Below are 12,503 nucleotides of genomic sequence, written 5' to 3'. Positions count from 1 at the left end.
CCCGTCTCAGCCGATCTCGAGCGCGGTGACGCGCCAGGCGCCGCGGTGCCCCTCGAGCCGGAGGGCGACCGCACGCACCCGCACGCCGTCGTCGGCCACCAGGCTCGCTTCCAGCACGTGCGGGTCGACGCGGCACGCGCGGGCCCGACGGACGACCGGCGGGCGGGTGCCACCACTCGTCCCGAGCACCCGCTGGGTCAGACCGGCGCGGACCTGCAGGGTCTCGTACACCCCGGGGGTCAGCCAGCGGGCGAGCTGCGCCACGGATCGTCGACCGGCCAGCACCTCCAGGGAGGCCAGACCGACCGCGCGGGCGACCGCGGAGGGGTCGCCGTCGGGGAGCGTCCGCGCGTCGGTGTCGTCGGCCTCCATCACGAGGGAGCGGTCGGTGACCCGCAGGACGGCGATGCGGCCGGCTGCGGTGTCCGGCACCGTGTGCGCGGGCCCGGTCGCCTCCTCGACGACGGGCGGATCCACCGCCGGGACGAGCCTGATCTGGGGGCGCCGGGGTCGCGTGCCACCCGGGCGCGCGGGTCCGGACGGACGCTGCGGTGTCGGCCCGTGCGCGGCGCCCCGTGCCCGCGCGAACGCGTCCTCGGCGGGAGTCCGGCCCTGGGCGAGCACGAGCGCGCCGACGGTGACGCTCACAGCGCCGGCTCCTCGACCGTCGTGGGCGCCACGAGCACCTGTCCCGGCCGGATCAGGTCGGGGTCGGCCCCGATCACGGTGGCGTTCGCCGCGTACCAGCGCGGCCACGCGGCGGCGACCTGCGCGTCGGTCGCACCCGGTGGGAGGTGCCGCGCGGCGATCGACCAGAGGCTGTCGCCGGGCGTGACGACGACGGCGGCGGGCGCGGCGCCGAGGTTCGCCGGAGTGGACGCCGCGGGCTGCTCGGCGGCTGTCTCCTCGACCACCGCTGCCGCGGGAGCGGTCGCGTCGGCGGGGGACGGCGAGGTGGCGGCCGCGAGCTGCTCGACCGTGGGGGTCGGCGCTGCGACGACCGCCGCGGTCTGCGCCGGGGTGGTCGTCGTGGCACTCGACGAGGTCTGTTCCGGGGCGGGTGTCGCGACGCTCGAGGTCTGCGACGACTCCGTCGTGGGCACCACGTCTGTCGACGACGTCACGGACCACCCGAGGTCGTCGGGTGCGACGCCGTCGACAGGCGCGGTGACGACCGTGGCCGGCGGCGGTTCGGGGGCTGCTGCCGACGCGGTCGTCGCCATGCCCAGCCCGATCCCCGCGCCGACCGCGAGCACCAGCGCCTTGCGCACGACCTGCGGGGCGCACCGATGGACCAGCCGCTCGCCCGCCCGCCAGGTGGCCCCCGCGGCGCGGATGCCGACGCACACGGTCGCCAGCAGCGCGCCGGCGGCCAGCCAGGCGGCGACGAGCGCGCCCGCAGCGGTCACGGCGATCTCGATCACGGTGTCGACCTGCCACGGTCCGACGTGGTCCGTCAGCACGGTCCGCACGTGCAGGGCCAGCACCCCCGCCAGCGTGCCTGCCGCCAGCGTCCCCGCGAGCAGCCCGCCGATCGACGTCCCTGCTCTCCGCACCCCGGTGCCCACCATGTTTGCCCCTGACCATGTTGTTTGATGCAGTTTGATAAATCTTGTGTGGCATAGATGTACCTGAGTCGAGTTCGGGATGTCCAGTGGTGTCCACAACCGTGGCGCTCGCGGACGGGCGGGAACCCTGCGGTCCTCGCCGAGGCGCGTGGGCCCGTTCGTGCTGTGGCACACGACTCGCCGTCCGACGGGTCACCCGATTCGATGTGGTCAAGCTCCCTCGCGCCACGCGGCGTCGCGGCTATCGTCGGGCGTGCCGGCCCTGGCACCTGCGGCAGCACCCGAGGGGACACTGATGACCGAGCCGGCACCTGCGGCGACAGCCCGGCTGACCGTGCGCGGCGCCGTCGTGCTCGGGATCGGCGCGATGGTCGGTGCGGGAATCTTCGCGCTGCTCGGGCAGGCCGGTGCCGTCGCCGGCTCGGCGGTGTGGCTCTCGTTCCTGCTGGCAGGAGCGATGTCCGCGACGCTCGGGTACACGCTCGTGAAGTTCGCGATGCGCTGGCCGTCGTCCGGTGGGCTGATCGTGTACCTGGAGCACGGCTTCCGCAGCCGCCGGCTCGTCGGTGTCGCCGCGTGGCTCGGGTACCTGACGGCGATCGTGGTGGTGGGCGCGATGGTCGCCGCCTCGTTCGGTGACTACGCGGCCGTGCTGCTCGCCGACGCACCGCCGGGTGGCTGGTTGTCGAAGCTGTGCGCCGCAGCGCTGGTGGTGCTCGGGACCTGGGTCACGGTCGCGGGGCCGCGTCTCATCGACCGGGTGCAGACGGCGATCGTCGGCCTGCTCCTCGTCGTGTTCGCCGTGTTCGTCATCGGCACGCTCCCGCACGTGGACGCCGCGCTCCTCGCGCCGAGCACCTACCCGGGCGTGGACGACATCGTGGCCAGCATCGCCCTGACCTTCTTCGCGTTCCTCGGGTTCGCGGTGATCTCGTTCTCGGGCGGTGACCTGGCGGAGCCGCGGCGCGAGCTCCCCGTCGCGATGTACGCGGCGCTGGCGATCACCACCGTGCTGTACGTGGCCGTCGCGCTCTCGGTGTTCGGCACCCTGCCCGTCGACGAGGTGGTGGCCGCGGGTCCGACGGCGCTGGCCGTCGCGGCGGAACCTGCGCTCGGGCAGGCGGGGTTCGTGATGATGGCCTGCGCGGCGCTGCTGGCGACGGCCTCCACGGTGACCGCGATGCTGTACGGCTCGGTGGGGCTGAGCGCGGCACTGGCGAGCTCCGGGACCTTCCCGCCGGCGTTCGGCCCGAGCACGCGGCTGGGCCGGCACGGCGGGCTGCTCATCACCGCGGCCCTGATGGTCGCGCTCGTCACCGTGCTCAGCGTGGGCGCGCTCGCCTCCGTCGGCAGCGCCGTGTCGCTCGCGGTCTTCCTGCTCGTCGCCGTCGCGGCGTTCCGGCTGAGGACCGAGCTCGGCGCGTCCCCGGTGCTGACCGCGATCGCCGTCGCGGTGTCCGGCTTCGTGCTGGTGTGGTTCGTCGTGGACCTCTACGCGTCGGACCGACGGTCGTTCTGGGCCATGATCGTCCTGGTCGGGCTCGCCGTCGTCGTCGACGAGGCGTGGACGCGGCGACGCCGGTCGGCCGACTCCCGTCGGTGACCGCGGGGGAGGCGGCGCCTGCCGCGACGCCGCCCCGGTACCGTGCACGCATGCGGTGGGAGTCGCTCTTCGCGGACATGGAGGCCCAGCTCGCGGCCGGTCGGCTCGCCGACGTCCGGGCGGACGTGGCCGAGCTCGCGCGCGCCGAGCGGGCGTCGATCACGCTCGCCGCGCGGGCGCGTGCGTCGGTCGGCCGCCCGGTGCGGGTGCTGCTGGGGGAGTCCGACCTGGTCGAGGGCGAGCTGATCGACGCCGCCCCCGAGTGGCTCCTGCTGGCCACCTCACCCGTGCGACGCGCGCTCGTCCCGCTGGGAGCAGCGACGGCCGTCGACGGGCTCGCCCCGCACGCGGCCCCGTCGGCGGGAGCGGTGGAGTCCCGGCTGGGGCTCGGTCACGCGCTCCGGGCGCTCGCGCGCGACCGGGTGGCGGTCCGGGTACGGGCGGGCGGTGCCGACCTCGCCGGTCGCATCGAGCGGGTCGGCGCGGACCATCTCGACCTGGCCGACACCGACGGAGCGCGGCGCGGCGGGTGGGCGGTCGCCTTCACGACGCTGCGGCTCGTCCAGACGGGTTGAGCACCGTTCGGGCCGCCCCGACGGGTTGAGCGCCTGTCGGGCCGTCCAGACGGGTTGAGCACCGGTGGGCCTCCGGTGCTCGACATCGGGCGCGACGGGCGGGGGATCGCGGTCAGTCCGCGGTGCCGCCGTCGACCGTGCTGCCGTCGCTGGAGATCCGGGCGCGCGTCTGCTCGTACATCCGCTGGATGTACTTCTCCAGCTCGGTCGACTCGACGCGCCACTGCAGCCGCCCGCCGATCTGGATGGCGGGCAGCTCACCGGAGCGCACGAGAGCGTAGGCCTGCGGCGCCGAGATGTTGAGCACCTCGGTGACGTCCGCGAGGGTCAGGAACCGCGAAGGCATGACCGCAGTGTGGCACGCGGTGGCGCCCGGACCCGGTTATCCACAATGCTCCGTCCGCGGCGGTCCGCAGACGGCAGGATGGCCGTCGGCAGCGATGCATGACGAACCAGGGGAGCCGATGGACACGAGCGTGATGGACCTGCCCGCACCGGTGGCAGCACGGCTGCGACGCCCCGGCTGGCGGGACCCTCGGCTCCTCGCGGGCATCGCGATGGTCGCCGCATCGGTGCTGCTCGGCTCGTGGGCCGTGCGCACCGCGCAGGCCACGGTCCCCGTCTACGTGACGCGTGCCGCTCTGGTGCCGGGGGACCGCGTCACGGCCGAGGACCTCGCGGTCGTCGACGTCCGGCTGGGCACGGTCAACCTCGACCACTACCTGCGGGCGGACCGGCAGGTCGCAGCCGACGGGGTCGTCGTCCGTGCCGTCGGTCGCGGCGAGCTGGTGCCCGCGTCGGCGGTCGGCTCCTCCGCGGACCTCGATCTGCGACCCGTGTCGGTGACGCTGACCCGCGCACCGTCGAGCGACGTCGTGCCCGGTGCTCTCGTGGACCTCTGGTTCACCCCGCCGGCACCGAAGGAGGACGCCGAGCCGGCGGAGCCCAACGAGCTCGCCGGCGGCCTCACGGTCGCCGAGGTCAGCACGCCGTCCGGAGCCTTCGGCGCGTCGGGAGGAAGCGCGGTCCAGGTGCTCGTCCCCAGCTCTCTGCTCCCCGTGATCCTCACGGCGCTGTCGGCCGAGGGCACGGTCGACGTCGTCCCGGTCCTCGGCACGGGGGGCTGACGTGGCTGTCGGGGTGCTCTGCGCCGTCCAGGGGTCGGCGGAGGCGATCATCGTCCAGGCCGTCGAGCAGACCGGCGGGCGGCTCAGCGTGACGCGCCGGTGCGCCGACCTGACCGAGCTCCTCGCGGCTGCTGAGGCCGGGCTGGGGCGGCTGGCCGTGGTCTCGGGGGACCTGGACCTTCTCGACCGCGAGGCGATCGAGCTGCTGCACCGCGCCGGGGTCCGCGTGGTGGGCATCGGCGACGCCACGCGTCCGTGGCTCGGTGAGCGGCTCGCGGCGCTCGGAGCGGACCTGGTCGCCGTCGCACCGCACGACGAGGCGTCCGCGAGCGACGTCGTCCGGGAGGCGCTCGCAATCCTCGGCGCCGCACCTGAGGAAGCGCCAGGGCCGGCCGCGCCGGTCGAGCACGTCGTCCGCCGTCCCGCGCGCGGTCTCGTCGTGGCCGTCTGGGGTCCGACGGGAGCCCCGGGCCGGACGACGGTGGCGGTGAACGTGGCCGCGGAGCTCGCCGCTGCCGGACGTCGGACCCTGCTCGTGGACGCGGACACCTACGGCGGGAGCGTCGCGCAGGTGGTCGGCATGCTGGACGAGGCACCGGGCCTCGCCGCGGCAGCCCGCGCCGCCGGGCAGGGCACCCTGGACCTGATGACGCTCGCCCGCATCACCCCGACCATCGCCCCGGACCTGCGGGTCCTGTCGGGCATCTCCCGGGCGGACCGGTGGCCGGAGCTCCCGTCCTCGTCGCTCGACGCCGTGTGGACGGTCGCGCGAGGGCTCGCCGAGTGGACGGTGATCGACTGCGGCTTCTGCCTGGAGCAGGACGAGGCGCTCAGCTACGACACGAGAGCCCCCCGCCGGAACGCCGCCACGCTCAGCGCCCTCGAGGCCGCGGACGTCGTGCTGGTCGTGGGTGCGGGAGACCCGGTCGGCATCCAGCGGCTGGTCCGGGGTCTGGGTGAGCTCACGGACCTCGGGTTCGCCAGCACCCGGTTCGTGCTGGTCAACCGGGTCCGGGCGTCCGTCGCGGGACCGCACCCGGGGGAGGCCGTCGCCCAGGCGCTCGCGCGGTACGCGGGGGTCGTCGACGCGCACCTGGTCCCCGACGACCGTTCGGCCCTGGACACGGCCCTGCTGGAGGCGCAGACGTTGCGGGAGGCAGCGCCGGGGTCACCGGTGCGGCGCGTGCTGGCGGCGGTCGCCGCACGGGTCGACGCGCTGCTCGTCGGCGCTCCCCTCGAGGAGCCCGTCGGGCAGACCGTGCGCGCCTGAGCCGACGGCCGCGCGCCGACGCGGCACACTGGGCGTCGTGCGCATCTACCTCCCCGCCTCCCTCGACCAGCTCGATCCCGCGTCCGGGCCGCTGACGACCCGACGGGCTCACACCGTCACCCCGGCGCTGCGGGCGATGTTCCCCGACGAGGACGACGAGGGTCTGGAGTACGCGGCGCAGCTGGCGGCCGCCGACGACTCGCTCGCGCTCCTGGGCGAGCGCCCTGACGCACCGCAGCTGCGGTGCGTCGTGTCGGCGGACGTCGCCGATGCGGCGGTGGTCGCGCTGTCGGACGACGACGACGTGCCGAGCGCGGTCGAGCTGACCCGAGCCGTGCCGCAGGGCGACGTCATCTGCGCGCACGTCGACGAGCCCGCAGCCGCGCCCGATGTCACGCTGGCCGCCGGGGGAGACGAGGAGGCGGCGGCGCGCCTCGACGAGCGTGACCTGCTCTGGTACGACGCGACCGAGCTGGCGGGCATCCCGCGCTGACGTGAGCGAGCGGGCCGTTCCCAGGTCGGCCCGCGTCGGCCCGCGTCGGCCCGCGTCGGCCCGCGTCGGCCCGCGTCGGCCCGCGTCGGCAGGGTGGGCTTCGTCACGTGACGGGTCGCCAGTTGGACCCGGCCTCAGCGCTCGGGTAGTGTTCACCGCCGGTACGACGTCCGGATGCACGCGGGTCCGCCCCGCCAGGCGACCTTCGAGCTCCGGGCGTTATACCCCCATGGGGTATGGTGTAATTGGCAGCACGACTGATTCTGGTTCAGTTAGTCTAGGTTCGAGTCCTGGTACCCCAGCGGTTCCACCAGCAGTTCATCCGCAGTTTCCCAGCACGGACACGCTGGCTCGATCTCCTCGGAGCATCGGGTAGAGTGTTCACTCGCAAGCGAGGCCCACGGGCCGAGCAGCGTATAGGCCCCCGTTGTGTAGCGGCCTAGCACGCCGCCCTCTCACGGCGGTAGCGCCGGTTCGAATCCGGTCGGGGGTACATCGAGAAGGCCCGGTCACCACGGTGACCGGGCCTTTCGCGTCGTGCGGCTCTCAGTGCAGCCCTCAGTGCTGGCCGGGCGGGCCGTGGGACGACGTCGGCAGGAGCACGACGACGCCCCACCCGATGACGGCGGCGATCGCACCGACCAGCACGCCGGTGAACGCTGCGTCGCCCGCGCTCCCGCCGCCGAGCAGGGCCAGCACCGCTCCGAGGATCAGCCCTGCACCACCGGCGACGAGCGCCACGCGTCGGCGCAGGCGACGCCGGGACGCAGCGGCGCCGCGGACGGCCACGTCAGTCCGCCGTCCGTCGCAGGACCTCGGTCAGCCGGTTGGCCGCGGAGACGACCGCGGCGGCGTGCAGCCGGCCCGGCTGCCGGGAGAGTCGCTCGAGCGGCCCGGAGACCGACACGGCAGCGACGATGCGACCCGACGGGCCCCGCACGGGTGCGGACACCGACGCGACACCGACCTCGCGCTCGGACACGGACTGCGCCCAGCCGCGGCGTCGGACGCCGGACAGGATGGTCGCGGTGAACTTGGCGCCCTGCAGGCCGCGGTGCAGCCGGTCCGGCTCCTCCCAGGCGAGCAGGATCTGCGCGGCGGACCCAGCGTGCATGGTCAGCGTGGCGCCGACCGGGATCGAGTCGCGCAGACCGATCGGGCGCTCGGCCGCGGCCACACAGATGCGCTGGTCACCCTGGCGCCGGTACAGCTGGGCGCTCTCCCCGGTGTGGTCGCGCAGCGCGGCGAGTACGGGCCCGGCGGCGGCGAGCAGCCGGTCCTCGCCGGCGGCCGTCGCGAGCTCCGACAGCCGGGGTCCGAGCACGAACCGGCCCTGCATGTCGCGGGCCACGAGACGGTGGTGCTCGAGCGCCACGGCCAGCCGGTGGGCCGTCGGTCGAGCAAGATGGGTGGCGGTGACGAGCTGCGCGAGCGTGGCCGGGCCTGCCTCGAGGGCGCTGAGAACGGACGCGGCCTTGTCCAGCACGCCGACTCCGCTAGAGTTGTCCATAGGTCGATATTGGCGTCTCGCAGGCTGAGATGCAAGTACGACGGCAGACGAGCCGGGAAAACCACACTCCTGGCCGAGAGATCGAACGAGAGAACGGACCGAGAAGATGGCCGGCACGTTGGCGGAGAAGGTCTGGGACGCGCACGTCGTGCGACGGGGCACCGACGGGGCGCCCGACCTCCTCTACATCGACCTGCACCTCGTGCACGAGGTGACGAGCCCGCAGGCGTTCGAAGGCCTGCGTCTCGCGGGTCGTCCCGTGCGGCGCCCGGACCTCACCCTGGCGACCGAGGACCACAACACCCCGACGCTCGACATCGACCGGCCCATCGCCGACGAGACGAGCCGCACGCAGATCCAGACCCTGCGCAACAACGCCGCGGAGTTCGGCGTGCGCATCCACTCGCTCGGCGACGCGGACCAGGGCATCGTCCACCAGGTCGGACCGCAGCTGGGCCTCACCCAGCCCGGGCTGACCGTGGTGTGCGGCGACTCGCACACGTCCACCCACGGCGCGTTCGGTGCGCTGGCGTTCGGCATCGGCACCAGCGAGGTCGAGCACGTGCTCGCGACGCAGACGCTGCCCCTGGCGCCGTTCAAGACGATGGCGATCACGGTGGACGGCGAGCTGCCGCCGGGTGCCACGAGCAAGGACATCATCCTGGCGATCATCGCCAAGATCGGCACCGGCGGCGGTCAGGGCTACGTGCTCGAGTACCGCGGCGAGGCCATCCGTGCGCTGTCGATGGAAGCCCGCATGACGGTCTGCAACATGTCGATCGAGGCCGGTGCGCGTGCCGGGATGATCGCCCCGGACCAGACGACGTTCGACTACCTCCAGGGCCGCCCGCACGCGCCCGAGGGCGCCGACTGGGACGCCGCCGTGGCGTACTGGAGCACGCTGAAGACCGACGAGGACGCCGAGTTCGACGTCGAGGTGGTCCTCAAGGCGGAGGACCTCGAGCCGTTCGTCACGTGGGGCACCAACCCCGGCCAGGGCCTGCCGCTGTCCGGCTCCGTGCCGGTGCCGGAGGAGATCGCCGACGCCGACGAGCGCGGAGCCGCCGAGCGGGCCATCGAGTACATGGGCCTGACCCCGGGGCAGCCGTTGCGCGAGATCAAGGTCGACACGGTCTTCATCGGGTCGTGCACCAACGGTCGCATCGAGGACCTGCGCTCGGTGGCCAAGGTCATCCGCGGCAAGCACAAGTCCGACGACGTCCGCGTCCTCGTGGTGCCGGCGTCGGCCCGCGTCCGGCTCCAGGCGGAGGCCGAGGGGCTCGACAAGATCTTCCTCGACTTCGGCGCCGAGTGGCGCAACGCCGGCTGCTCGATGTGTCTGGGCATGAACCCCGACCAGCTCGCGCCGGGGGAGCGGTCGGCGTCGACGTCGAACCGCAACTTCGAGGGCCGGCAGGGCAAGGGTGGACGGACGCATCTCGTCTCGCCGCTCGTCGCCGCCGCGACCGCCATCCGCGGAACGCTGTCGTCCTACGCCGACCTCGACACGGGTGCGCCCACGCCCGACGGCAGCCCGCTGACCGACCTCCAGACGGTCTGACCCAGGAAAGCGAGAACAGACCATGGAAAAGTTCAGCCAGCACACCGGCGTCGGGGTCCCGCTGCGCCGCAGCAACGTGGACACCGACCAGATCATCCCGGCCGTCTACCTCAAGCGCGTCACGCGCACCGGGTTCGAGGACGCGCTGTTCGCCGCCTGGCGCGGCGACCCGGCGTTCATCCTCAACCAGGACGCCTACAAGGCCGGATCGGTGCTCGTCGCCGGACCCGACTTCGGCACCGGCTCGTCGCGCGAGCACGCCGTGTGGGCGCTCAAGGACTACGGCTTCAAGGTCGTCATCTCGAACCGCTTCGCGGACATCTTCCGCGGCAACTCCGGCAAGCAGGGGCTGCTCGCGGCCCAGGCGTCGCAGGAGGACATCGAGCTCATCTGGAAGATCCTCGAGACGCGCCCCGGCACCGAGGTGACCGTCGACCTCCAGTCGAAGACGATCACCTGCGACGACGTCGTGGTGCCGTTCCAGGTGGACGACTACACGCGCTGGCGCCTCATGGAGGGTCTCGACGACATCGGGCTCACGCTCGAGCACGCCGACGAGATCTCCGCGTTCGAGGCCCGTCGCGAGCCGTGGCGCCCCGCCACCCTCCCGGCCAAGCACCTCCCGCCCGTCGAGATCGTCGCGGCGCGGCCGAGCGGCGTGCCCGTCGAGATCGGTCGCCGCCCCTGACACCGGTCCGGCGGGTCGCCGACGAAGCGACCCGCCGGACGGCCGCAGTGACTAGCGTGTGCGCTGGGCCACGGTGCAGTGCGCGCCGGCCGAGGGAGGATCACCATGGCGGGCAAGTCGCAGATCGCTGACCGGATCGCCGCGAGGGGCGCCTCCAAGGCGGCCGCCGCCGCAGCGGTGGAGGCGGTGCTCGACGAGATCACGACCGCGCTCGCGGCCGGTGAGCGGGTGACGCTCACCGGGTTCGGGACCTTCGAGGCCGCCGGCCGTGCCGCTCGCACGGGACGCAACCCGCGCACCGGTGAGGCGCTCGAGGTGGCCGCGACGACCGTGGCGCGGTTCCACCCGGGTGCGACGCTGCGCGCGCGGGTCGCTGCCGGCCCGGGGGAGCCGCTGGGGGCCGTCGTGGACCTGAGCACCCTGCAGGGCCTCGCGGAACCGGAGGCGCCCGCCGTCGCCGCGCCGGCACCGAAGCCGAAGCCGTCAGGAACGTCGTCGGCCACCGCCAAGGCGAGCGCGAAGGCGAAGGCCAAGGCCGAGGCGAAGAAGGCCGACGTCAAGAAGCGCGCCGACGCCGCCAAGAAGGCGGACGCCAAGAAGCGCCTCGATGCGAAGAAGAAGTCGGACGCGAAGAAGAAGTCGGACGCCAAGTCCAAGAAGAAGTCTGGCAAGGGTCACGCCAAGAAGAAGTGACGCCCGACCCCGTCACGTGAAGGTTTCGCACCCACCCCGGCGTGCCGGTGCGGGTGCGGTCAGGAGCACGCCCGCGCGTGGGAGACGATGGTTCGATGACCGACCTGCTGTACGTCAACGGTGGCAACCCCCTCTCGGGCGAGATCACCGTCCGCGGTGCCAAGAACTTCGTCTCCAAGGCGATGGTGGCGGCGCTGCTGGGAGAGACACCGAGCGTGCTGCGCAACGTCCCGCAGATCCGCGACGTCGCCGTGGTCACCGGGCTGCTGGAGCTCCACGGCGTCAAGGTCGACGCCGACGCCGAGGCGGGGACCCTGCACCTCGACCCGACGGACGTCGAGTCCGCGCACGTCGCGGACATCGACACGCACGCCGGGTCGAGCCGGATCCCCATCCTGTTCTGCGGCCCGCTGCTGCACCGGCTCGGTGAGGCGTTCATCCCCGACCTCGGCGGCTGCCGGATCGGCGACCGGCCGATCAACTACCACCTCGACATCCTGCGGCAGTTCGGCGCGGTCGTGGACAAGACCGACAACGGCATCCACATCCGGGCCCCGCGGCGGCTCCAGGGCACCAAGATCGCGCTGCCGTACCCGAGCGTCGGCGCGACGGAGCAGCTGCTGCTCACGGCCGTCCGGGCGGAGGGCGTCACCGAGCTGGCCAACGCGGCGATCGAGCCCGAGATCCTCGACCTCATCAACGTGCTCCAGAAGATGGGCGCGATCATCTCCGTCGACACGGACCGCGTGATCCGGATCGAGGGCGTCGACCGCCTCGTCGGCTTCCAGCACACGGCGCTCTCGGACCGGATCGAGGCGGCGTCCTGGGCGTCGGCGGCCCTGGCGACCGGCGGTGACATCTACGTCCGCGGCGCGACGCAGCCCGAGATGACGACGTTCCTCAACACGTTCCGCAAGGTGGGCGGAGAGTTCGCCATCGACGACGCGGGCATCCGGTTCTTCCACCCCGGGGGGGACCTCCGCTCGATCACGCTCGAGACGGACGTGCACCCCGGGTTCATGACGGACTGGCAGCAGCCGCTCGTCGTCGCTCTCACCCAGGCCAAGGGGCTCTCGATCGTCCACGAGACGGTCTACGAGAACCGGTTCGGGTTCACCGAGGCGCTCGTGGGCATGGGCGCGACCATCCAGGTCTACAAGGAGTGCCTGGGCGGGCGGCCGTGCCGGTTCGGGCAGCGCAACTTCTACCACTCCGCGGTGATCTCCGGCCCGACGCCGCTCGCGGCGGCGGACATCGAGGTGCCCGACCTGCGCGGGGGCTTCAGCCACCTGATCGCGGCGCTGACGGCCAAGGGGACCTCGTCGGTGCGGGGCATCAGCCTCATCGACCGTGGGTACGAGCGGTTCACGGCGAAGCTCGAGGCGCTCGGCGCCGAGTTCAGCCGCGACTGACAG

At 73.4% G+C, this 12,503-nt stretch carries 14 protein-coding genes and 2 tRNA genes; 11 read left to right on the top strand and 5 right to left on the bottom strand.

All coding sequences use genetic code 11. The features are described 5' to 3' along the window. Positions 1–6: 6 nt before the first annotated feature. Both ACXJKF_RS12370 and ACXJKF_RS12365 read right to left on the bottom strand, forming a co-directional pair. Positions 7–648, bottom strand: coding sequence for an Rv3235 family protein (locus ACXJKF_RS12370; protein ID WP_456788010.1), 642 nt, complete (start codon positions 646–648; stop codon positions 7–9). Next, positions 645–1,571, bottom strand: coding sequence for a LysM peptidoglycan-binding domain-containing protein (locus ACXJKF_RS12365; protein ID WP_456788009.1), 927 nt, complete (start codon positions 1,569–1,571; stop codon positions 645–647). Before ACXJKF_RS12365 ends, ACXJKF_RS12370 begins: the two co-directional genes overlap by 4 nt. Before the next feature lie 292 nt (positions 1,572–1,863). On the opposite strand from ACXJKF_RS12365, the gene ACXJKF_RS12360 reads away from it, so the two are divergent. Both ACXJKF_RS12360 and ACXJKF_RS12355 read left to right on the top strand, forming a co-directional pair. Further along, the gene (locus ACXJKF_RS12360; RefSeq protein WP_456788008.1) at positions 1,864–3,171 is read left to right on the top strand and encodes an APC family permease; all 1,308 of its coding nucleotides are present in this window, start codon (positions 1,864–1,866) and stop codon (positions 3,169–3,171) included. 50 nt (positions 3,172–3,221) lie between these two features. Beyond that, positions 3,222–3,746 carry a hypothetical protein gene (locus ACXJKF_RS12355; protein ID WP_456788007.1) on the top strand — a complete coding sequence of 175 codons (525 nt, stop codon included), beginning with the start codon at positions 3,222–3,224 and terminating at the stop codon, positions 3,744–3,746. 112 nt (positions 3,747–3,858) lie between these two features. On the opposite strand, the gene ACXJKF_RS12350 is transcribed toward ACXJKF_RS12355, so the two are convergent. Continuing rightward, on the bottom strand, positions 3,859–4,092 hold the full coding sequence (locus tag ACXJKF_RS12350) for a helix-turn-helix domain-containing protein (RefSeq protein WP_456788006.1): 234 nt from the start codon (positions 4,090–4,092) through the stop codon (positions 3,859–3,861). Between the two features lie 118 nt (positions 4,093–4,210). Between ACXJKF_RS12350 and ACXJKF_RS12345 the strand changes: the two genes are divergently transcribed. From ACXJKF_RS12345 to ACXJKF_RS12325, 5 genes are all read left to right on the top strand, one after another. Then, positions 4,211–4,873 (top strand): hypothetical protein, encoded by a 663-nt coding sequence (locus ACXJKF_RS12345; RefSeq protein ID WP_456788005.1) that lies wholly within the window; start codon positions 4,211–4,213, stop codon positions 4,871–4,873. A 1-nt stretch (position 4,874) separates the two neighbouring features. Next, positions 4,875–6,143, top strand: a complete 1,269-nt coding sequence (locus tag ACXJKF_RS12340) for an AAA family ATPase (protein ID WP_456788004.1) — start codon at positions 4,875–4,877, stop codon at positions 6,141–6,143. Positions 6,144–6,180: 37 nt separating this feature from the next. Next, positions 6,181–6,636 (top strand): DUF6912 family protein, encoded by a 456-nt coding sequence (locus ACXJKF_RS12335; protein ID WP_456788003.1) that lies wholly within the window; start codon positions 6,181–6,183, stop codon positions 6,634–6,636. 230 nt (positions 6,637–6,866) lie between these two features. Beyond that, positions 6,867–6,938: transfer RNA gene (locus ACXJKF_RS12330), tRNA-Gln, on the top strand. Positions 6,939–7,056: 118 nt separating this feature from the next. Then, positions 7,057–7,129, top strand: a tRNA-Glu gene (locus ACXJKF_RS12325). 65 nt (positions 7,130–7,194) lie between these two features. Here the strand turns inward: ACXJKF_RS12325 and ACXJKF_RS12320 are convergent. Next, positions 7,195–7,425 carry a hypothetical protein gene (locus tag ACXJKF_RS12320; RefSeq protein WP_456788002.1) on the bottom strand — a complete coding sequence of 77 codons (231 nt, stop codon included), beginning with the start codon at positions 7,423–7,425 and terminating at the stop codon, positions 7,195–7,197. Between the two features lies 1 nt (position 7,426). Beyond that, positions 7,427–8,146 carry an IclR family transcriptional regulator gene (locus ACXJKF_RS12315; protein ID WP_028046824.1) on the bottom strand — a complete coding sequence of 240 codons (720 nt, stop codon included), beginning with the start codon at positions 8,144–8,146 and terminating at the stop codon, positions 7,427–7,429. A gap of 106 nt (positions 8,147–8,252) precedes the next feature. Between ACXJKF_RS12315 and leuC the strand changes: the two genes are divergently transcribed. From leuC to murA, 4 genes are all read left to right on the top strand, one after another. Next, on the top strand, positions 8,253–9,707 hold the full coding sequence (leuC, locus tag ACXJKF_RS12310; protein WP_456788001.1) for a 3-isopropylmalate dehydratase large subunit: 1,455 nt from the start codon (positions 8,253–8,255) through the stop codon (positions 9,705–9,707). A 22-nt stretch (positions 9,708–9,729) separates the two neighbouring features. Beyond that, positions 9,730–10,395 carry a 3-isopropylmalate dehydratase small subunit gene (gene leuD, locus ACXJKF_RS12305; protein WP_456788000.1) on the top strand — a complete coding sequence of 222 codons (666 nt, stop codon included), beginning with the start codon at positions 9,730–9,732 and terminating at the stop codon, positions 10,393–10,395. Between the two features lie 105 nt (positions 10,396–10,500). Continuing rightward, positions 10,501–11,088 carry an HU family DNA-binding protein gene (locus ACXJKF_RS12300; RefSeq protein ID WP_456787999.1) on the top strand — a complete coding sequence of 196 codons (588 nt, stop codon included), beginning with the start codon at positions 10,501–10,503 and terminating at the stop codon, positions 11,086–11,088. Between the two features lie 95 nt (positions 11,089–11,183). Continuing rightward, entirely contained in the window at positions 11,184–12,500 is a 1,317-nt protein-coding gene (murA, locus tag ACXJKF_RS12295; RefSeq protein ID WP_456787998.1) for a UDP-N-acetylglucosamine 1-carboxyvinyltransferase, read from the top strand. Positions 12,501–12,503 lie beyond the last annotated feature (3 nt).

The sequence above is a fragment of the Cellulomonas sp. P5_C5 genome, assembly GCF_054049655.1.
Note: the sequence above shows the minus strand (reverse complement) of the source record. Positions and strands in the feature narration are given on the sequence as shown.